Annotated in this window: 21 protein-coding genes and 3 pseudogenes; 12 read left to right on the top strand and 12 right to left on the bottom strand. The window is 50.9% G+C overall.

Going from position 1 to position 19,493, the window contains the following annotated elements:
• Positions 1-62: 62 nt before the first annotated feature.
• The 10 genes from OK023_RS01475 to OK023_RS01430 all read right to left on the bottom strand — a co-directional run bounded on the left by OK023_RS01475 (position 63) and on the right by OK023_RS01430 (position 6,231).
• Entirely contained in the window at positions 63-398 is a 336-nt protein-coding gene (locus OK023_RS01475; protein WP_317694430.1) for a TA system toxin CbtA family protein, read from the bottom strand.
• A gap of 12 nt (positions 399-410) precedes the next feature.
• Positions 411-893 carry a hypothetical protein gene (locus OK023_RS01470; RefSeq protein WP_317694429.1) on the bottom strand — a complete coding sequence of 161 codons (483 nt, stop codon included), beginning with the start codon at positions 891-893 and terminating at the stop codon, positions 411-413.
• Between the two features lie 59 nt (positions 894-952).
• Positions 953-1,273, bottom strand: a complete 321-nt coding sequence (locus OK023_RS01465) for a DUF5983 family protein (protein WP_317694428.1) — start codon at positions 1,271-1,273, stop codon at positions 953-955.
• Positions 1,270-1,650: a hypothetical protein gene (locus tag OK023_RS01460; protein WP_317694427.1), complete on the bottom strand. Its 381-nt coding sequence runs from the start codon at positions 1,648-1,650 to the stop codon at positions 1,270-1,272. The genes OK023_RS01465 and OK023_RS01460 overlap by 4 nt, the downstream gene beginning before the upstream one ends.
• A gap of 48 nt (positions 1,651-1,698) precedes the next feature.
• Positions 1,699-2,184: a RadC family protein gene (radC, locus tag OK023_RS01455; RefSeq protein WP_317694426.1), complete on the bottom strand. Its 486-nt coding sequence runs from the start codon at positions 2,182-2,184 to the stop codon at positions 1,699-1,701.
• A gap of 10 nt (positions 2,185-2,194) precedes the next feature.
• The gene (locus OK023_RS01450; RefSeq protein WP_317694425.1) at positions 2,195-2,641 is read right to left on the bottom strand and encodes an antirestriction protein; all 447 of its coding nucleotides are present in this window, start codon (positions 2,639-2,641) and stop codon (positions 2,195-2,197) included.
• A 109-nt stretch (positions 2,642-2,750) separates the two neighbouring features.
• Entirely contained in the window at positions 2,751-3,014 is a 264-nt protein-coding gene (locus OK023_RS01445) for a hypothetical protein (RefSeq protein ID WP_317694424.1), read from the bottom strand.
• Positions 3,014-3,835, bottom strand: a complete 822-nt coding sequence (locus OK023_RS01440) for a DUF932 domain-containing protein (RefSeq protein WP_317694423.1) — start codon at positions 3,833-3,835, stop codon at positions 3,014-3,016. The genes OK023_RS01445 and OK023_RS01440 overlap by 1 nt, the downstream gene beginning before the upstream one ends.
• 156 nt (positions 3,836-3,991) lie before the next feature.
• A complete protein-coding gene (locus OK023_RS01435; RefSeq protein ID WP_317694422.1) occupies positions 3,992-5,239 on the bottom strand; it encodes a hypothetical protein in 1,248 nt (415 codons plus the stop codon).
• Positions 5,240-5,337: 98 nt separating this feature from the next.
• Positions 5,338-6,231, bottom strand: a complete 894-nt coding sequence (locus OK023_RS01430) for a GTPase family protein (protein WP_317694421.1) — start codon at positions 6,229-6,231, stop codon at positions 5,338-5,340.
• Between the two features lie 405 nt (positions 6,232-6,636).
• Here OK023_RS01430 and OK023_RS01425 point away from each other — a divergent pair, with 405 nt between their 5' ends.
• From OK023_RS01425 to OK023_RS19085, 4 genes are all read left to right on the top strand, one after another.
• A complete protein-coding gene (locus OK023_RS01425) occupies positions 6,637-7,083 on the top strand; it encodes a hypothetical protein (RefSeq protein WP_317694420.1) in 447 nt (148 codons plus the stop codon).
• Positions 7,084-7,191: 108 nt separating this feature from the next.
• The gene (locus OK023_RS01420; protein WP_317694419.1) at positions 7,192-7,620 is read left to right on the top strand and encodes an IrmA family protein; all 429 of its coding nucleotides are present in this window, start codon (positions 7,192-7,194) and stop codon (positions 7,618-7,620) included.
• 409 nt (positions 7,621-8,029) lie between these two features.
• Positions 8,030-10,549 carry a hypothetical protein gene (locus tag OK023_RS01415; protein WP_317694418.1) on the top strand — a complete coding sequence of 840 codons (2,520 nt, stop codon included), beginning with the start codon at positions 8,030-8,032 and terminating at the stop codon, positions 10,547-10,549.
• 82 nt (positions 10,550-10,631) lie between these two features.
• Positions 10,632-10,982, top strand: coding sequence for an outer membrane protein (locus tag OK023_RS19085; RefSeq protein ID WP_411569373.1), 351 nt, complete (start codon positions 10,632-10,634; stop codon positions 10,980-10,982).
• Here the strand turns inward: OK023_RS19085 and OK023_RS01410 are convergent.
• On the bottom strand, positions 10,877-11,725 hold the full coding sequence (locus OK023_RS01410; RefSeq protein ID WP_317694417.1) for a hypothetical protein: 849 nt from the start codon (positions 11,723-11,725) through the stop codon (positions 10,877-10,879). The two genes, OK023_RS19085 and OK023_RS01410, sit on opposite strands and share 106 nt — an antisense overlap.
• Before the next feature lie 1,079 nt (positions 11,726-12,804).
• Here OK023_RS01410 and OK023_RS01405 point away from each other — a divergent pair.
• Both OK023_RS01405 and OK023_RS01400 read left to right on the top strand, forming a co-directional pair.
• On the top strand, positions 12,805-13,389 hold the full coding sequence (locus OK023_RS01405) for an inovirus-type Gp2 protein (protein WP_317694415.1): 585 nt from the start codon (positions 12,805-12,807) through the stop codon (positions 13,387-13,389).
• A gap of 121 nt (positions 13,390-13,510) precedes the next feature.
• Positions 13,511-13,717, top strand: a complete 207-nt coding sequence (locus tag OK023_RS01400) for an AlpA family transcriptional regulator (protein ID WP_317694414.1) — start codon at positions 13,511-13,513, stop codon at positions 13,715-13,717.
• A gap of 181 nt (positions 13,718-13,898) precedes the next feature.
• Here OK023_RS01400 and OK023_RS01395 read toward each other — a convergent pair.
• Positions 13,899-15,064 (bottom strand): annotated as a pseudogene (locus OK023_RS01395) (IS3 family transposase).
• Between the two features lie 79 nt (positions 15,065-15,143).
• Here OK023_RS01395 and OK023_RS01390 point away from each other — a divergent pair.
• From OK023_RS01390 to OK023_RS01365, 6 genes and pseudogenes are all read left to right on the top strand, one after another.
• Positions 15,144-15,749 (top strand): hypothetical protein, encoded by a 606-nt coding sequence (locus tag OK023_RS01390; RefSeq protein ID WP_317697441.1) that lies wholly within the window; start codon positions 15,144-15,146, stop codon positions 15,747-15,749.
• 221 nt (positions 15,750-15,970) lie between these two features.
• Positions 15,971-16,378 carry a putative zinc ribbon protein gene (locus OK023_RS01385; RefSeq protein ID WP_317694413.1) on the top strand — a complete coding sequence of 136 codons (408 nt, stop codon included), beginning with the start codon at positions 15,971-15,973 and terminating at the stop codon, positions 16,376-16,378.
• 199 nt (positions 16,379-16,577) lie between these two features.
• Positions 16,578-17,018 (top strand): annotated as a pseudogene (locus tag OK023_RS01380) (DNA-binding protein); the annotation flags it as partial.
• A 422-nt stretch (positions 17,019-17,440) separates the two neighbouring features.
• Positions 17,441-17,539: pseudogene (locus tag OK023_RS01375) on the top strand (transposase domain-containing protein); the annotation flags it as partial.
• Between the two features lie 223 nt (positions 17,540-17,762).
• Entirely contained in the window at positions 17,763-18,179 is a 417-nt protein-coding gene (locus OK023_RS01370; RefSeq protein ID WP_317694411.1) for a hypothetical protein, read from the top strand.
• Entirely contained in the window at positions 18,180-19,487 is a 1,308-nt protein-coding gene (locus OK023_RS01365) for a DUF6575 domain-containing protein (RefSeq protein ID WP_317694410.1), read from the top strand.
• Positions 19,488-19,493 lie beyond the last annotated feature (6 nt).

Below are 19,493 nucleotides of genomic sequence, written 5' to 3'. Positions count from 1 at the left end.
AAAGTAAAACGCCAGCAGTGAGGCTGGCGTGTTGTTGGATCACTGAGGTAAGTGAAAGGCTGTCAGGCGAGGCGGCGAATGACGGGACTGCGCAAGCCCAGCGCACTGCGGGCGCGTAACATATCGCCGCTGCTTAAGGTGGGATCTTGTGCCATCAAGCTGAAACCGGGGCGATCAATGCGTACCAGGTCAAATTTCTCCACCAGTTCATTGACGGTTTCCCTTACCGTGATGCCATGGTCAATCTGTTGTGCTATGGCTTGTTCGTCGTGATACGGCGTATCGTTGAGTTCCAAGCCGTAACAGTGAGCCAGCAACCAGGTCAGCAGTTGCTGGTACTCTGCCAAAGCTTGACGGGCGTTGGGCGTGATGCAGGGTATTTTGTCGAGAGTCTTCATGCAGGTAGCTCCTTAACACAGCGGGGAAACTGGGAGTTGGCAATGGTGGGTGAGCCAATGGGCTACCTTGCGCCATTGCTTCAGCGGTACGTCAGATTCCATCGTCCAGGTGTTCGGGCATTGCGTGTTCGCCAAGAGCAGTACAGCCATGACCAGCCGGTAGTACGGATAGCCTCTAGTATCACAGCGGATCAGAGCATAGGGTGTCTGCCGTTGGTAGAGAATGAACGGATCGCCTGCCTGATGGGTAATCCGCTCACCGTTAAAACCGATCATGCCCAATCCCATCAGGTTGTTGTCGAACCGGTATTGGCGGTTGCCGGTGTGTTCACAGATAACCGGTGCGGTGGTGAATCCCAGCTTGTCTGGGTGTTGACACAGTTCCTGGTAAGCGGTGGTGATCGCCTGGCATAAGGCTTTCCAGTCCTGCGATGTCACGTTGCCATGTTGCAGAAAATGAAAGACGCCAGGCATGGGTGATGCGCTCGTGTTCATGAGCCATATCCTTGTAAAATATATTGATAATGCGAAGGTGGAACGTTGGGTGGGGCGTATTACCAATCGAACGTGGTAAAGTCGGGCAAGACCTCACCCAGGGCGTCTATGTGCAGGTAGCTAAGTTGGTGGCGTTTCATCAGAGTGGTGACCAGACGGCGGCAGGTTTTGGACAGCCCCAGCCGTTTGAGTTGCAACACCGGGTGGGTCCACGCATCCAATCTCAGCAGATAGCCGGTGCCCGAGAAAGAGATCCACTCACCGTCGCTGAACTCATCCTGACAGTGGGAGATCCGGTACAGCACCGCATTATCGTCTTCACTGATATATACCGAACTGCATTGCAGACCGAAACGCAAAAGAGGGGTTGTTGCGATCATCTGTAGTTTCCTTCCTTTATTGCGCCCCGTTGCGGGTAGCGGCGTTGGTGATGCGCCAAGACCTTTTCACGCCATGCCGGGCTGATGACCGGGGCCATCGCCAGATAGCGTTTTGGGCAGGAGTAATAACAAGGCTGTACCGACTCATCCATCGCCTTGTAGCCCCAACTGCCGCCGGAACCCTGCATCAGGATGCAATGAATGACTGTTTGGGCGGCTTTGGAGGGATCTTTCGGTGTGCTCTGGACAACTGACCACAGGACATTACCTCGCAGAGCATGCGCCAGCGTAACGTGTTGATAGTATTTGGTGTCTTCAGTTTGGATCAGTGCCGCGATCAGCTCACGGCGAGAGCGGTGTGAAAATAACCAGCCCATTGGGATACTCCTGGAAAAATGAGATTGGGGAAATGAGAGAGATGACTGTCAGCCAGGCAACCAGCCGCGCTCGGTGAAGGAGACGATATCAAGACCACCTACAATCAGATGGTCCAATACCTTCACATCAACCAGTGCCAGTGCGTTGACCAGCCTTTCGGTGATCTGCCGATCAGCCTGGCTGGGCTCAGCCTCCCCGGAGGGGTGATTGTGCGCCAGAATAACGGCGGCTGCGTTGTGACGAAGTACCGCCTTTACGACTTCACGGGGATGGACTTCCGTGCTTCTGATACTGCCGGTGAACAAGGTTTCGCTCGCCAGCAACCGGTGCTGATTGTCGAGATACAATACGATAAACACTTCACGCTCCTGCCCGGCGAGTTGTAACCGTAACCAGTCGCGTGCGGTGCTGGTGGAGGTGAACAATGCTCCTGGTTCACGCAGGTGTTTTTCCAGCAACGACAGGGCGCGTTTGACCGTGCGCTGCGCCGTTAACGGCAGTGCGGTTGACGCCAATGATGTTGAGGAATTCATGTCGGTGTCCTCAGTCAATCAGGGCGAAAATGGCGCGGCTGTCGGGGTGGTGCAGCGCGTATTCCCGCAGGCGGTAGAAATGGTCGGTCATGGCTTCGTTCTCGGTGCGGCAGGCGTGGTGACTATAGGCCATCAGGCAGGCAGTAATACCTGCAGCCTCAGCACTCATGTCGGCACCGTTACCATTCATACCGTTAAACAGTGACCACCGCTCACCGCCTTCTGGAGCCATAAAGGCCCCGCCGTTACTGAGCGTATAAAAATCCCATTGCCCACCGTGGTAATCCGCACACAGGCGATCCAGCCAGCCAAAGACATGAGCCTCCAGAATGAGCCATTGCGGTATGCTGCCGAAGTGCTGCGGCCAGAAACGAGAGCGCTGGTTGCCAGGCACCAAAGTGGCACTCAACGTTGCTGACTGAGAAGGGGGCGCAGACAGTTCAAAATGCGTATTCATGTAAATATCCTTATTGATGAGATAAATAACAAAACAGGCCCCACCGGAAAAACCGGGAGCCTGTCTGGTAGGTGTGGGGTAAAGGTCAGTGAGTGCTTACCGGGGCTGTTCACCTGAGGTCTGGCGAGTGTGGAAAAGTGAAGATCAGGCGCAGTTCGGTGCAGGATTGGGCATAGCCATCAGCGTCAAAACAAGCAGGCCAGTCACCCTCTTCTTCAACGAACTGGCAAAGGCTGACTTCACCTGGTCGATAGTAAAGATGGCGGCACCAGGCGCATAAATCATCATCAGATATCGAACGACAACCAGATTGGTTGTCCAGTGGCAGCGGATACGGGGTTGCCTGCTGTGCGTCAGCGGGAACATGCTGCATCAAGTCACCGCCAGCTTAAGTTGCTCTGCCATCACCCATAACGCCCGGTTGAGCTTGATATCACCATCAATGCCATTGACTGCGCGGGTCTGTGCCCGTTTGCCGGTGGCACTGCGACCCGATAATCCTCCTTTGCTCAGATTTTCTTGCAGCCTTTGAAACGTTGTCCACAGGTCATCTTTTTTATCTTCCCAACGTCGAGGCATCAGGATTTGGCTTTCGGTCACCGGATGGTGTTCTTCGCCGTAACGGTAGGTCAATGCGGCGTGCGCCAGCGCATGCTGATGTTCCGGTGCCAGTGTTAACGCCAGCATGCTTTCACGACTTTCTTCTATCCGGTCAAATATCCCCAGGACTTCGTAGGCTCCCTCAATGACTTGCCCCGCTATATCGCCTTTATGTGGCACGCGAATTTCGCCAAAACTTTGGCCACACACCAGGCCATTACTGCAAATTTGTCGGAACCAGCCAGGGATCATCTGGTAACTGCTGGAGCCGTCGTGACTGTTGAGTAACACGATTTCCTGGACTTCTTTCTGGGTTATCTGCCCTGAGCGGCGCAGTCGTAACATGTGCTTGGTATGTTCACGCTTGCCTGGATCGCGAACACGGGTCTGGCAGGCGAAAAACGGCTCAAAGCCTTCTTCACGCAGGCGGTCTAGCAAGGTGATTGTCGGGATATAGGTATATTTTTCGCTGCGGGAAGCATGTTTGTCATCACCCAGTACGCTGGGCACATACTGGGCCAGTTCATCAACGGTTAACGGGCGGTCACGGCGAACGGAGTTCACCCGACCAAAGCGGGAGGTTAAACGGGTCATACGCATATCCTTCTGTTATTTCTGGCTAAATAATAAAAAGGCTCCACCGGAAAACCGGGGAGCCTGTGCAGGGGGTAGGTAAAACATCTGTAGGTGCTGATTGGGGCAATTGAGTGGCGAGTAAGTGGATAACCGGGGCTGATTATCACCTCGTCGTTATTGGAAGCACTCCCATCCCCCTTCGCGAGTGGTGGTACACACCTGGGTGTAATCATCGATATTCTTGACGCCACGCACGAAGGCGGTGAATATCTTATGGAAACTCAGGTCGCTGGTGTGCGTTTGATCATCAGCATCGGTTTCAATCAGTAACGACTCTTCCATCGAGAAGCGTTGGGTCTGGGGGTTATAAAGCCAGATGATGACTTCTTCCCCTTTCTTCATGTGTGAGTTGGCGTAAGCCTGCCGGGCTTCGATGGCCTCATGCTCTGCGGAGCGCTTCATTTGAGCATCGGTTTCCGGGCTGTTCAACGTGGCGATTTTCTCTTCCGTTTCCCGAATGTTATCCTGACTTTTCGCTATTTTCTCCCCGGCTTCAGCGGTGAGGGTCGACGCCATGTCATTTTTAACCATCTCTAACCAGTTGCGTGCGCTTTGCAGCCCTTTCTGATAGTTGAATTCGCACCCGGCGATATCACTGTCGAGAGCCTGGGCTTGGCGGTTATTTTCACGGTACTCGGCCTGACGGCGGGCACACACGTCAATGTAGCGGGCTTTCTGTTCCATCAGCCTTTTTATCACCGGGTTGGCCGGGTCGCTGGCGTTTTCCGCCGTGCCGACAAACAACTCAGATTGGCGCAAATATTCCAGCGGCCCCCGTGTATCCGCCCGTGAAAACACCCAGGTCATCTCGGGTTCACTGTCAAGCCGCCACGGGAAATCATCAATGAATCGACCGCTGATGATGCCGAGTATCAGTACCTTGTCTACGGCGCGGAAAATCAGGGTTTCAACATCGGGATTACGGTTCACGTTGTCAGCCAGAAAGCGCCAGTCCAGCCGCCCTTCGCCCATAAAATCCTGCAGGTTTTTCAGGCGGGTTTTCTCCGCCAGCACCCTCTGCTGATATTCCTCCAGCTTTCCCTGTCTTTCGGCCTGGTAACTGGCCATCTTTTCGTCATACATGGCGGTATGGCGATTTTTGGCTTCTTGCTCCGAGTAGGCGTACTTCTCTTTACCCGGCTTCAGCACGCAGTGGTAGATGACCCTGATGATGTCTTCATCATCGTCATTCTGGATTTTTTCCCAGGTGGTTTCCTGGCACATCTCGCGGTGATTCAACACCTGACCGTAGGTATATTGGGCGTTTCGCGGAACCCTAGTGTTCTCCAGCTTGTTGACCAGGTTGTCACCGCATCCTGTCAGCAGGAGAGACAGCAACAGGGGAAAACTGATTTTTGGCATGGTAATGACTTCCTTTGAGGTTTTTATGATGTAATAACAATGGGTTGTATTGCACTTCTACTGCGGTGCTCCTGAGAACACCTTGGGGGCAGAGGCTGTCAAAAGAGGAGCCCCCAGACGGCACGGGCGATGGACATCACGGTATTTCTGACGCGGGCAATCAGGGTGTGCACCCCCGTAGGCACGCCAGCGGCATCCGCCAGACGGTCGAACACTTCTCCCACGCTGTCACCAAAATCCTGACGGGCACGGTCTAGCACAGCATCGGTTTTATAACGGTGCGTTAACTGGCGGGCGACCGCGCTGCTGGCTTGCCTGGGCAGATGTTGTACCAGTGCCTCGGCCAAGGCAGCCAGGTTGTACCCTTCCTGGGCCGAGACTGGGATAACCGGATGAACGGGAGACAGACGGCTTGCCACGGCCCGGCATTTTTCCTGCAGGTGGGCCCATTGGGTGGGGGAAGGTTGACAGTGGTGTCGGTCCCATTCCCGGCAAGGGTCGATTTTATCGGCCTGGTTGAGCACAAACAGCAGGCGGGCCGGGTTGAATCCCCCTTGCTGAGTAATGTCCTGATAGACAGTTTCATCGGCGGTATGCGCGCGGTCATCGGCTTTCAGCACCCAGAGAATAAAATCGAGTTCAGGCAGCAGTTGCTGGTAAAGCGCGTGGTACTCTTCGTCCCGTTCGACACTTTCCCCAACACCCGGCAGGTCGACCAGCGTCAGGGCATGCTGACCCAGGCTCAAGGTCAGACGTTGCGGCTCACGCGTACAACCGGAGACCGCGCTGACGGCGGTGACCTTGCCTCGGAACAGTGCATTGCACAGGGACGACTTCCCCACGCCGGTTTTACCCATGATGCCAATCACCGGTGTGTAATCGATAAGGTGGCCAATATGCCGCAGTATCGTGTCAGAGACCGACGAAGGCAGCGTCGTCAGAGACTGGCTGATGGCCTGTATACCGTCTTGTTTATTCATACAACTCCCCAAAACAGAAAATGAAACGACGGCGGTGAACCGGTTGATTCGCCACCGTTGCTGTGGTTGTCAGGGGGATAATATCTGTCTGAAATTATTTTCATTCGTACCGGCGTCCTGCATTCAACCACGTCAATCCGCCTCCCCTCAGCCCCTCAAGAGCGATGAATCGAGAAGGCCCAGGCACCGTCCCTTTCCATCCTGTTTTTCACCTGTCGTTGCTATCCATATTGCCTGGCATAACGGTTCAATGGTAGATTTATGATCGATATAAACGATCGATAATGCAATATCGATCGATTTATTCTATTAAGTAATTTATTGTCCACACCAGGGGAAATAGAGAAATTATCCTTACGTCATAACGTGTTATCGGCATTGTGATGCTCAGGGTAATCCGTTTAACGAGGCATTTTCATGACTCAACAAGAGGGGTGTTTTATGGGATTGGGCGATTTTATCGGTGATGTGTTTGAGGGGGCGCTGGATGTGGCTTTCGGGACAGCGGCAGCGGTCTGTGATGCTGCCGTGGCGGTGAAAGACGCGGTGGTGGAAAACCCCGGCAAAAGTGCACTGATTGCTGTGGCCACCGTCGCCACGGGTGGGGCGGCACTGGCTGCTGCGCCTACCATCGGTGCCGCCGTCAGTGCGGCGGGATTCGGTGTGGCGGGCGGAACCTTATCGGGGGCAGCAGCCAGTTCAGCAGGGCTGGCGGCGTTGGGTGGCGGCAGTCTGGCTGCCGGTGGGGCCGGGATGGCAGGGGGAACGGCGGTGGTTACCGCAGCAGGGGTTGTGGCAGGCGGCACCGCTGCCGGTATCGCGACCTCGGTCACGCCGTCCGAGAAAGAAAAAGACGAGGCCTGAACCTGGGCAAGCTGTTCAGAGCAATAACGACGTGAAAATAATCAGGGGGACGCGCGTTCCCCTTTATCACTGCTGACAGAGATAGAGACAATGATAAGAAAAGCGTTGATGAAAACGGCCCTGCTGGTGGGGTTGTCTGCCCTGTCGCTGCCATCCTGGGCAGTGATTGAACTGTGGCATTCCGATACGGTCTGGGCCAATCAGGGGATGTGCGCAGCAACCTTTACCCTGGATGGGGGCGGGAGTGACGGCAGTGGGCGGGGCATTGGCCGTCTGGAGATTGCCATCGATGTGTTGGATAAATCGGGGAAACGGCTGGACAGCGATACCCTTGAGGTTGAGCCGTTCAGTGACTCGGAAGCCACGCGCTACCAGACCGCGCAGCTTATTGGTGAGGACTACTGTAAAGACAACCTGATTATCAACGTCACCCGCGTGACCGAGGCCGTGAACGGTAAAATGCGGGTACTCCCCCTTAGCGCACTGGGCTCTCGCGACTTCAAGCCCTTTACCGTCAATATCGCTGGAAAGGAATAGGCAACATCCCCAGCGTCGCCGCACCGGTAGCACTTCCCACTGTGGAATGAAAGCCGGTGTGGCGTAGACAAGGGGCGTAATCCCCCCTAATGCATTAGCCATTGCTAAAAAATCTGGACGGTAAAGTTTGTAAGGTTATACAGCCAAGGAGGGAAGGATTTTACTCGTCGGTTGAATGACCTTGAGCCGCAGGCACTTAAGCGTATTTTGTCAGAATTCGCGGTATTGGGCGAACTGACAGCGACGGCCTGCAATGTGGAAAATAACCGACAGTTACTGAGAGAATGCATTACGCTGGCATACGCATACGGAATAGATAACGGCAACATCATCAAAAATGCGGACGTTCTGGACACTCTTATGATGATGCCATATTGGGATGGCACAAACAGGGCAAGGATAAAAAATAATGCTACAGATAATTAGTGCATTGATTCTTCTAGTAATAGGGTTTGTTGTTCTTAAAGCGTTGTTTCGGGCATCACTCAATATTCTGGGCGTGGTATTCGCCCTCGGTGCATTGATCGTGGCAGGCCCACCGTTATTAGCTGGTTATATTGTTGAACGCGTAACCTTTGCGCTTCGTCTGCGTTGGTTGCTGGGTGTTCCACTGGCCATTGCGGGCATGATAATGAGCTTTATGTGGGGGCTTGACGGCAAACACATCGCCTACGAAGCATACTCCTTTGACTCAATTAAGTTTATTTTGACTGCTGCGTTTGCAGGAGGCCTGCTGGCGGTGCCTGTGCAAACCAACGCGATCCTGAGAAATGGACTCACCCCCGCCGATATCGCTGGCAACCTTAAAGCGTATTATTGCTGTTTTTACACGTCTTATTTTCTTATGGCCAGCTCGGCGGCAACGCCGTTTATTGCGTGGCAATACGATATCTCCTCTTCGCTGATGTGGTGGGCTGGGTTGCTTTACTGGATTGCGGCCTTATTGACGCAGTGCTATGCGGCCAGCCAGATCCAGGAACTGAAGAAGCTGACGATTACCATCAACGAAGGGCTGAAGAAACAAAAAGCGATCAATAGCCGAAACTGGCTGGCGGAGCTAAAGAAAGAAAACCACCTCTCTGCAGAATTAGTCGAGCGTGTTTATCTGACGCTGGTATCGCAACATATTCTGCAGGGCGAGACACGTGAGCAAGAACTGGCGGGCGATGACTGGTTATTGAATGATGCTTGGTATGAAGGAAAAATGGTGGAATTCAACGCGCGGTTAAACAGCAAGCTAACGCACTCTTCAGATGAGCTAAAAAACCTCTTCAACAATCGACTGAACCTACCTGCCCCCGCAAATGATGATCTTCTGAATCGCTATCTCGATTGTGGACGTTATTATTCATTTTCAGACGGGCGAAAATTTGTCTCGTTCCACTATGTTGATGAACTCTGTACCTGCGCATCATGCGGTTTGAGTGAGATTAAAGGCGTGAAAGGTGCCGAGATCGGAAACCATGAGTGGTATTGCTCTGATATCTGCCAGGAAACTGAAAAACTTTGTCTGGAAATCCATAAGAGGCCGCAGGCTGAATTTATTTCCAGTGCAGCAACAAATGGTCTGATCCTCATGACTCTCCCAGAGGCCTGGAATACTAACGAAAAAATGTTTGCGGTGGGGGGGCAAGGGCATGGTTTTGCAGCCGAACGGGGAAATCATCTTACTGACAAAGTCCAACTAAAAGATGCGCATATTCTCGGTGACGACAATGCGAAAAATGGTGCAGACAGGCTGGTTAACGGCTCAGAAATTCAGACCAAATACTGTGCAACCGCAGCACGCAGTGTAGGTGCCGGTTTTGACGGGCAAAATGGCCATTATCGTTACTACGACCGTCACGGCGCACCGATGCAACTGGAAGTGCCAAAAGACCAGTACGCAAAAGCGCTTGAGACTATGGAGAACAAAATTCGTGATGGCAAAGTGCCCGGCGTTAACGATCCTGCCGAAGCAACAAAACTGGTGCGGCAAGGTCATCTTACCTACACCCAGGCGCAGAATATCACTAAATTTGGCACCTTCGAATCTCTCACTTACGACCTTGCAGAAGGGGCTATTGTCAGCCTTGCCGCAGGCGGGATCAGTTTCTGTCTGACGGCGTCCATTTTCTATCTTAATACCGGCGATCGTAAGGCTGCGCTGCACACTGCAATGATACAAGCTGGGAAAACCTTTACTCGCACGCTGGCAGTTTATGTCACGGTTCAGCAATTACACCGCATCAGCGCCATTCAGGGGATGCTTAAAAATATTGATTTCGCAGCGGCCAGCCCGACGGTACGTAATGCGCTTCAACGGGGTGTCGGTGCCAATAATCTCAATTCTCTGAATAAGATGATGCGTGGCACACTGGTGACCTCATTCGCGTTGGTTGCAGTCACCACGGGGCCGGATATGATCAAAATGCTACGTGGTCGTATTTCAGGTGCTCAGTTTATCAAAAACCTGGCGGTGGCCTCTTCTGGCGTTGCTGGGGGAGCCATTGGCTCTATCGCTGGTGGTGTGATGCTTAGTCCACTGGGGCCGCTTGGCGCTTTAGCTGGACGTGCAGCAGGTGGTTTATTGGGGGGCATGATTACGGCAACTATTTCCAGAAAAATTGCGGGCGCACTGGTTGAAGACGATCAGCTCAAGGTGTTGACGTTAATTCAGGAACAGGTGACATGGCTTGCGACAAGTTTCCTGCTTACAGAAAATGAGTTGGAAAACCTTAACGCAAATCTGGCTAGTGTACTCACCCCCAAAACGCTGGAGATCATCTTTGCCGCTAATCAACAGGGCCGTGCAGCAGCCAATATGTTGATCAAGCCGCTTGTGGTGAGTGTGGTTAAACAACGGCCTGTTCTGACCTACGGGCAAGCACAGATCAGCGAGATGGTTGATCAAATGGAGGCGGCTTCTCGGGTTTCAGTTGCGGCATAACGAAAGTGACGTTGTGAACTCACACTGACGTAGATAACCCGTTCTGCATGACAGAGTACCGGTTTAGTCTGGGAACGGGGACGTGCTAGGTTCACCTGCTGTTCTTCCGTTTTACCGTAGCGTTTTTTCCAGTAATTTTGCCTGGGCGGTGGGTGTCGGGGTAAACTGGGCGCTGACGGACAATGTGAGTCTGAATCTCAGTTACCGCTATGTGGATGCGGGGAAGGTGGAAGCGGATTACACCACCCGCCGGGGCAGCAGTGAAACGGCGAAGGTGTCGGTGACGTCGAACGATTGCTGCTCACCTACGCATGCGATTGCCCTGACTTACTGTGGCCTGACGATAATAATCTTGTTTTTCTTCATCTCCATAATCTCTTTTTTCTGTCCATTCTTTCTCCTGGCTCCGATGAGGAGCACTTTATTTTGGTAAACATAAATCGGGAGCCAGTAAGCATAAGAAATAGGCAATTTTCCCTGTTCATTTTTTAGCATGTTTTTTATTGGATTTTCATATAAGTCACAAAAATCAACAAGCCTGATGGAATGGTAATCAAAGTAAAGATGTTCTTTATCATTGGTGTTTTTATCAAGGTTAACCAGAGTGACCGCATAACGAAGATTAAAAACAGGAACGTTTCCCGCCCCTTTTTCTTTGAGTTCTTGGCACTTAACCCTGACAGCGAGGATTTTAATATTCTCATTCTTCCTGACATTTCTGAGTACCTTTGAAAGCACACTCCCTCTGTGGTTTTTTTCGTACAGCTCGGAATACATCCTCCAGAGTTCACCTTGAAGACTTTCCATTTCGGTGCGATCCCCATCGTCGAGCCATAACCCGACAAAGTCTATAATCCTCCAGTGGTCACCCAGGTGTAGATACTGTTGGAAATCGTGCATATACAGAGAACTGTGCCATTTGATATACAGACTTTCTGGCGCTAGGGCTACATTACTGCCCTGCTTGAGCTCGTCGTCCTCTTCAGTAGGGGTAAGTTTGTTAAACTCCAGGTGACGGGCAACGATGTCAGAGACAACTTTTGATTTTGATTTTTTTTTGAGCAGTGACTTGTTAAGCGCTGATGTATGATTTTTAATCGCTTCGATCAGATCACTGGCCATACTTATAGAGATGTTTTTGACTTTTCCTGTCTTTGGCTTGGCACTTTTCATCATAAATCTGCTGGTTGTGACGGCATTACACTGATGAATCTACTGCGCGAGAGTTCTGGCATTTCTCTTGTGATTGCAGCCCAGAAAATCTAACGGAAGATCCGAGGTTGAATCCGTCAAGTTAGGTAAATCTCATAATAGGTCGGTTTCTCTCCTCGGGCTTCATCGGCCTCCATTTTTTACACCGTGACTCACGGTACCCTTCAGGTTCTTCTTTCTGGTTTATGCACCTCCCATCTTAGATGATGACTTTTGTTTAGGTACAAAAAACTCGCCGATAACTGCCTTTGGACCACTTGAGCGACGATAATTTATGCCACACGCTCTTGCATACAGACAACAAAAAACGGTGAGTTTTTCTTCAGACATGGCTGCAGTAGTCAGTTCTTTTTATGGTGTTCGTCATCTGTAGCATTCAGCCTCCTGTTAGCATTTTGCCCCTTTTTACTGTGGGTTAAAAATACGCAATAGCGTCGATTTCATACTTTTTACGCACCCACTAGGAACAACGTCATTCCTCCCTTTTGCATGCCCAATCGTGATATTGCCAGGCACCTTATTATCGGTTCTCCCCCCTTCTTTTTAAAGTTAATAACTGTGTAATAAAATACTTATATATCAATTGCTTTGTCCGCGATTGTTAGTTGGGATCGGTCTCCCGCTTCGCCCCCCCGTCACTGTTGTTTACCCCCCCCCCGCTCTTGGCCCTGGCAGTCACGAATAAGACGGTAGCGGAAGATGAAAGTGCGAGTTGATCCACGGCATTTGAACATTTGGGTTTTTAGTATAATTAAGGGGGAACCCATCATGTTCAACTTGCAGTATTCAGCCTGTTCAGTGATTAACTTGCAGTGGAACCAGCAGTGATCTCTCCCCCCGATCTCCAGAAGCAAGACCTGGATCTGCTCCTCTCTCCCCAGGCGTAAGATCACACCTCCCCGCTGAAGAATAAGCCAGAGCGTCTACGCCCTCGAACCTGCATGCTTTCCGATCCGATGCACCTCAACGTCAGTGCCAGCGGTCCGTTAACTAAAAAAAACATGTTGTCCCCTTCCTTTGTACACACAACAGAGGATAACCCAATGCACATTCCCTACCCCTTCAACCCCGGCTACACAATGAACTGGTTCCTGCTCTCCCTGATCAACCACCACCTGGATCAACTCTTGGCACGCTACGCGCGCTTGCAGGTGCTGAGAGTCGATCTGTTCTACAAAACAGGCTCATGGCGTTTTAGCAACCATTCCTGGCACGATACACAGCGAGAAGTCCGTGCCCTGATAGAAAAGGTCATGTTGCTATCAGATACCGTCGGTTACTTCTGGGTACTGGAATCAACGCGTAAGCACGGGTGCCACGCACATATCGTGTTTTACCTGAATGGTCACACCAACCAGGCAACGTACCCCGTTGCTGAACGCGTGTGCGCGGTCTGGCAGGACATCACTGAGCATCAAGGTTATTACAATCGGTGTGAGTACAAACCCTCTTATGTCGCAGCTATCGATATCGGTGAACCCGTTAATTATAACGACGAAGCAGGGGTCAACGGACTGCGTTACATCATCAGCTATCTGGCCAAGGAGGAACAAAAGAGCGGTCAGTACATTTGGGGGTATAACGAAATCCCTCCGCCAAGTGGTCTGGGCAGACCCCGCCGTCAATAGCCGTTCAGCCTGCACTTATTTTTTACAACAACCCCGGTTGGTATAGCGGAGTCAGCAGGGTAAGCACGTAGCCCTACCTGCCCGACGCCGGTTTCCCTTGGACCAACCGGAGAGCACCACCATGACCGTATTACCCGACCTGACCAACGACCATCTGGTGACGATGGCCTTCATCACCGAGCTCACCGGCTTGAGTGACAAATGGTTTTATAAACTCATCAGCGAAGGGGCGTTCCCCAAACCGATCAAACTGGGACGCAGTTCCCGCTGGCTGCACAGCGAGGTGCAAACCTGGCTACAAGCCCGCATAGACGCGTCTCGCCAGTAAGCTCTACTCCCCCCGTTACCCCATTCCAGGCCGTATTTCCACTGTCCGCCCGACGCGGAGGGTTGCGGCTACCTGAAATCTGACAAGGACCCAACATGCAAAACACATCCCCCTTGCTCCACCACTATCAGACCTGGCTTGATGACTTCACCCGCGTCAGCCTTTGTAGTGGATCACAAAATCAGGACACCTTCGTAGCCTTTTTCCACTGCTCTTCGTATTCACAGGGCGGTAATCCACCATTGTGCCGATGGGGGCGTACTGTGTTGTAATAACTTTGTTTCCATTCACCGATATCTCGTACCGCATGATGGATATCCATATAACCCCCTACAGGCAGCCATTCACTTTTCAGGCTTCGGAACACTCTTTCCATTGGTGAGTTATCCAGGCAGTTACCCCTGCGACTCATACTCTGCATCACTCCGTTCCTCCACAGTAACTGCCTGTATTTCTTACTCCTGTACTGCCCTCCCTGATCCGAATGAAACAGCAGCCTCTTTTCCCTTGGTCGCGTCTCCAGTGCATTACGCAGGGCTCGACACACCAGCTCGGCATCCGGGGATGACGATATGGCACTGCCCACTATCCGACGGGAGTAAAGGTCAATCACCAGTGCCAGGTAGCACCAGCCACCATTGACTTTGATATAGCTGATATCTCCACTCCACACACGATTGGGCTCCGACGGCTTAAACTGCCTTTTCAGTAAGTCTGGCGATGCCAGTGACGTCTCCCGTTCACCACGGTAACGAGGCTTGCCGGGTTGGCGACTCGCCAGACCACATTCCTGCATCAGCCTGCGGGCCAGCCAGCGCCCCACGTTATAACCCGATTGACGCATCAGCAGACTCAGTGTTCTGCTGCCGGCTGCTCCCCGGCTCTGTTGATGCAATTTCCGCACCTGAGCACGCAGTTGCAGACGTTTTACATCAACCCGCGAATTCAGCGAGGCATAGTAAACACTGCGCGTTACTTTGAGCAGGCGGCACAATTCGACCACCGACCATTTTGTTTTCAGCCGTGTGATTAACGCAAAGATTTGATGGGGAGCTCGCTCATCAACACGGCTGCCTGCTTTAGTATTTCTTTTTCCATCTCCAGCCGTTTAATCTGCGCTCTGAGCGACTGGATTTCACGTTGCTCTGGTGTCAGTGCAGGATTGTCCGGCGTCACCCCGCTGACTTCTTATTTGTACTGGCGTATCCATTTACGCAATTGGCTGGGGTCCAACACCAGAGCGCGTGCAACCTCGATGGTTGACCGCTGATACTTAACGACCTGCTCAATAGCTTCCAGTTTGAATTCAGGAGAAAAACGGCGTTTGGTCTGTTTAGGTTGAGTCATTATCAATTACCTCAATTGGCTATCATTAAATTAACAGGCTATTGAGGTGTCCGGTATTACTGATCCACTACAGAGCAAAATGAAAAGCCGCCATGACGACCTGCTGGGGTACTACCAGACCTGGCTGACCGATTTCACCAAACTCCTGGTTCGCCAAGGCATGTGCCACCCGCAGATTTACACCTACCACCGACTGGTGGTGTCCAGCCTGCGTTTTCCCGACCGTGCCGAGGTGGCGATTGTCCCCGAATTTCTTTACCAGCTGGTTCTCCCCAGTGAGCTGTTGGTCGACGACCGGACATGCAGTCTGGAGATGGACAGGTATTCGCTGCTGCACCACCCGATGCTGGAAGGAGTCTTGTTAAGTGAATGCCTTCGCCTCAAGCAATATTCACTGGCGAACCGGCTCGGTTCGTTGTTTCGTCACTTTGGCAACAGTGAAATCAAACACAAACTGGTGATGCTGAGTTGGTACGACCTGTTGGTTAGCTACCCGGCGCTCGACGGGATAGAGGAACTGAAATTTAAAGCGTCTTCCGACCTCAACGACTGGATTAACCAGCGGCAGGCAGAAAACACCGCACTGACGCTCATGATGGATGAATACGTCGTGTTAAATTGCCCCAGTTGCCTAAAGTCGTTTCACGGTGGCGTCAGCGCCCCCACACGGCAGCAGACTGAGTGAGCCACTACCCGTATAAACGCCGCCATGCCACCGCGTTATCGTAGTTAACCCGCCCGTTGCCTCACATCGCTTTGCTCATCTCTGGGTCCGAAAAGCCGACGGGCTCTGTGCCCGTTGCCACACCGAATACCACGGAGAACGCGGCCCTACCGGCGAGCACAGTGCCGACGTTCTGGCTGATTAAACACTGTGGCGATCATCTCCCTACCAGGAGCTACACCATGCAATTTAAAAAACTACGCGAAGCTTGCACTCTCAGCGGAGAACGGGTCCACGTTGACACGCTGTTGCCCGACCACACGGTCGACTATTACTGTGGCGATTGCCATAACAGGTTGACGTTACACGTCACGCACACCAAGGGGCGATACTTTGAACATGACCTGGAACAGGTAGATATCAAGACGGCCCAGGATTGCTGCTACCGTCTGACACAACGTGAACCCCACACGTCCCCCAACATTGAGTGGCAGTTTGTGCTCGCGTTGGGTTACCCAGCGTCTCAACCTTACTTTTGTGCGCTGTGCGACAAGGAGTACGAAGGGCTGAAAACCTGCCCTGATTGCAAAAGTCATATCTACACCACTGAAGTCAGCTTGCGAGATTGCAGTGGGGGAGTGCTGAAATGAATACGGTAGTACCGCTGAACAAAAAAGTGACGCTATGGGAGAGTGTCGGCTAGCGGGGTATCCCTGTCATGGTGCCATTACCGACCACGAATTGATGCGGTTAGAATGAACATCGGTCATGACCTTCTTTAGCAGAACCGCTTCCTTTGAGCATAGCCCGTTGATAAAGTCGTCGATGGGTATGCGAAGGAAAACCAGCATGGTCGAACGTATTGATTACCAGATTGAAAAATACAGCTTCGCGGAAATCAACGAAACGCCGCGAATCTCACGTCAATGGGCTGAAATTATCGAAGAGTGTCGTCAGGTTAGGGCTGGAAGCGCCGAGCGTCTGCGTATCGCCTTGCTGAATGTGGATTATGTCACCAGCTTTGAACTGCCTTTTCGCTTGCTGCTGGTGCGTGCCCCGCAACTGATTGCTGGGCTGCGTAACGAACTGCCACTCAGTCAAAAAAATGTCGTGTTTAACGGTAAGCGTTTTGGCTGTGTTTACAGCGTGAAATCTGATTTGAGTCAGGTGCCGGAAGCATTTCACTACCGTCTGACAACCCGTATCCGTCGGAAAGAGGCGTCAAGCGAGACCGCTGCGCCTTATCGAGAGATTGTCAGGGAAGTAAAAATGCCGCGTGAGCGGCTTAAGTGAGCGCTGGCGAACGGATTGTCGGTGACGGCGCTGGATGGTCTGTTCTGGGTGCGACAAGAAGTCGCTTAATATATTGTTTTAACATGATTTATGTATAAAACCCGTTATCCCATCAGCGGTAGCCTACTGAGGCAGGTGATACCGGTAACAGTGTGGTCTGAAGCCCTCAGGACAACGTAACTCTGGGAGATATCCGATCTGAATCCGTGAGGATAGAGGGTTATCTGCAAGCATCGTGCGGATGGAGTGCAAGGCTGAGCGATAAGGTTAGCTTATGTGAACTGCTGATAAACATCGTTAGACCTGACAAGCCAAAGATGCTGACAGGCTTGAACCAAAAGGGACTATCACGTACGCTTCTGGGAGAAACTGAGGGGTGAAATTCCCTTAGGTTGACTCGACTCTTGAGCTTATTGGCGGCAGGTCAACGAGCAGCCAACATCAAAAGCCTGCTGGAAACCGCACGGCTGAAAGGTCTGGAGCCGTATGCCTGGTTAAAATCGGTGTTGATGCAACTCACGATTCATCGTCTGGAATAAAGCCCTATTGAGATCGGCTATAAGTCAAAAAATTTTTAGATTGTGAAAGAATAGAATTTTCTGTTATCTAAAAATCCGTCTACAATGGAGGTTCGTTGAGGCAACGTAGCGCCTCCTAGCATCTATCTGATTTTATGACTTTTTCAGGCTTTACCGAAGTGGAAACTGCATATTTCTGGGACTGAAGAGAGAAAGAAACCAAGTGAAGAAAGACGAATATAAGGATAGTTGGCCGGATTTCTACCCTTCCGATCTGGTACTTCCTCCCAAGGATGCTATAGATGCAAATGCAGATGAAATGTTATACCGACTGGTAAAATCGATTCCGCCAACAGAGATGTGCTTTCTAACCACTCATCAGGAGCAGCCCAACAGGCATAAACAATGCTCTACACTGGAGCAAAAACAGGCTGTTTACGGTACCAGTGTGTGGAATAGTATGGAGTTGCTGGTTGAGGCTATGGCCTCCTTGCCCGAGGCGTTGAAACAACGCAAGCTCGCTTGTGGTAAGTTAAATGCCGGTATGGGTAAGATGCGCAAAACGCTTGTTGCGGGACATTTCACACTGTGGCTTAAAAAGAATAGCCACGTTCACCTGAATTTTAATGAGGTGAAATAAATGAATATATTCGCCAGTTACCCACCATTAGGTCAGCTCAGAATAGTTAATGTCTATCTTGAGTTCGAGGGACCAAAAATTTTCTATGCCGAAAACGAAAGTGGTTCGACTTTCTTCGTTTATTGGGTAGGCGATGATTCAAATTACGAACATTGGTATGTCTTACCGTGTTCTAAAGCCAGACTCATTGCTTATGAGAAAGCAAAAATCAGCCTGCGGGATATGCTTGAATACCAAGAGCAGGAGCATTTCTGCGCTCTCTCTCTTCCATTTTTAGCGGAATTTAAGTTAATCGCAGAGTTCAAACATAAAAATAAAATAGCGGAAATTAAGCTCCCAGCTCCGGGTATTTTTGTGAAGAGAGTCGTAGCCTATGCTCCTAGCTTACTGAATAACAATCTTATTCCCACGCATGAGATTATCGTCTCAAAAACAAGTAAGCAGGCGAAGAAAAACGTTTCTCTTGAACACATGAGCCAAGTATGTGATCGCTTTAGTGAGTTGGTTTTAGGATTCAATAAAGCGCGAGGTGTAAAAGGGGGCATGCAGGCTCTAAATGCACGCTATGGCTCTTTTGCCATTTCACTCCATGCGGAGGAACTCACAAAATTTGAAGCATTCCTAGGCCAAGTCTCAGCTCTCATGGTGAATAAAAAGGATATTCTTCCCGTATTAGAGCAAAATGACATTGATATTAAAGTTTTTCTTAACTTTCTGAAAATAATAGACTTGTCAAAAATAGACTTTGAGTTTCGTTCGTCTGCTTTACCAGAGCAAACTATTAAGATCTACAGACTTGATGCATTATTATATTTATCCAAACTTAAAATACGTGCCTTAACCTATATTTCATCTATAAAAGTACCCCAAGGAAATGATATTGAAAAGGTATTTCAGTATGTGGAACTAAAATGGAAACATGAGCCAGTTACCGCTGAAAATATGAAGGTACAATCTCGCTTAGTGGAGTATTATCGTTATGCTGCACTTATTTTAGGATTCCTAGAATATAATGGTGAATTGACCCCTCAAGGCGAGCGCTTGGCGCTATCTGATGAAGCAACTCGTTATCGGATTACAGCATATGCCTTTGAGGCTAGCGAGTGCGCTTGGGCTTGGATGAATTATTGTGATATCACAAGCCTTGCAGATATTGATGCTAGTACAGCAGTAGACTTTTTAACCCAATGCTGTCCATCTCTTTCTGGGGATACGATTTCCCGGCGGGCCAATACCCTAAAATCTTGGTACAAACAGCTTAAGCCCCATTATATTAACCTGGGTTCAGGTACGCAGGAAAAAAGCTGAAATCTA

This window comes from Serratia sp. UGAL515B_01 (genome assembly GCF_033095805.1).
GTDB lineage: Bacteria > Pseudomonadota > Gammaproteobacteria > Enterobacterales > Enterobacteriaceae > Chania.
Note: the sequence above shows the minus strand (reverse complement) of the source record. Positions and strands in the feature narration are given on the sequence as shown.

What these genes read in the sequence shown, in the direction of transcription:
- OK023_RS01450 (WP_317694425.1), bottom strand. Translation starts at nt 2,641, where the DNA reads ATGAATACGCATTTTGAACTGTCTGCGCCCCCTTCTCAGTCAGCAACG.
- OK023_RS01415 (WP_317694418.1), top strand. Translation starts at nt 8,030, where the DNA reads ATGCTACAGATAATTAGTGCATTGATTCTTCTAGTAATAGGGTTTGTT.
- OK023_RS01475 (WP_317694430.1), bottom strand. Translation starts at nt 398, where the DNA reads ATGAAGACTCTCGACAAAATACCCTGCATCACGCCCAACGCCCGTCAA.
- OK023_RS01435 (WP_317694422.1), bottom strand. Translation starts at nt 5,239, where the DNA reads ATGCCAAAAATCAGTTTTCCCCTGTTGCTGTCTCTCCTGCTGACAGGA.
- OK023_RS01365 (WP_317694410.1), top strand. Translation starts at nt 18,180, where the DNA reads ATGAATATATTCGCCAGTTACCCACCATTAGGTCAGCTCAGAATAGTT.
- OK023_RS01440 (WP_317694423.1), bottom strand. Translation starts at nt 3,835, where the DNA reads ATGACCCGTTTAACCTCCCGCTTTGGTCGGGTGAACTCCGTTCGCCGT.
- OK023_RS01385 (WP_317694413.1), top strand. Translation starts at nt 15,971, where the DNA reads ATGCAATTTAAAAAACTACGCGAAGCTTGCACTCTCAGCGGAGAACGG.
- OK023_RS01460 (WP_317694427.1), bottom strand. Translation starts at nt 1,650, where the DNA reads ATGGGCTGGTTATTTTCACACCGCTCTCGCCGTGAGCTGATCGCGGCA.
- OK023_RS01465 (WP_317694428.1), bottom strand. Translation starts at nt 1,273, where the DNA reads ATGATCGCAACAACCCCTCTTTTGCGTTTCGGTCTGCAATGCAGTTCG.
- radC (WP_317694426.1), bottom strand. Translation starts at nt 2,184, where the DNA reads ATGAATTCCTCAACATCATTGGCGTCAACCGCACTGCCGTTAACGGCG.
- OK023_RS01445 (WP_317694424.1), bottom strand. Translation starts at nt 3,014, where the DNA reads ATGCAGCATGTTCCCGCTGACGCACAGCAGGCAACCCCGTATCCGCTG.
- OK023_RS01390 (WP_317697441.1), top strand. Translation starts at nt 15,144, where the DNA reads ATGAAAAGCCGCCATGACGACCTGCTGGGGTACTACCAGACCTGGCTG.
- OK023_RS01405 (WP_317694415.1), top strand. Translation starts at nt 12,805, where the DNA reads ATGCACATTCCCTACCCCTTCAACCCCGGCTACACAATGAACTGGTTC.
- OK023_RS01410 (WP_317694417.1), bottom strand. Translation starts at nt 11,725, where the DNA reads ATGATGAAAAGTGCCAAGCCAAAGACAGGAAAAGTCAAAAACATCTCT.
- OK023_RS01400 (WP_317694414.1), top strand. Translation starts at nt 13,511, where the DNA reads ATGACCGTATTACCCGACCTGACCAACGACCATCTGGTGACGATGGCC.
- OK023_RS01470 (WP_317694429.1), bottom strand. Translation starts at nt 893, where the DNA reads ATGAACACGAGCGCATCACCCATGCCTGGCGTCTTTCATTTTCTGCAA.
- OK023_RS01420 (WP_317694419.1), top strand. Translation starts at nt 7,192, where the DNA reads ATGAAAACGGCCCTGCTGGTGGGGTTGTCTGCCCTGTCGCTGCCATCC.
- OK023_RS01425 (WP_317694420.1), top strand. Translation starts at nt 6,637, where the DNA reads ATGACTCAACAAGAGGGGTGTTTTATGGGATTGGGCGATTTTATCGGT.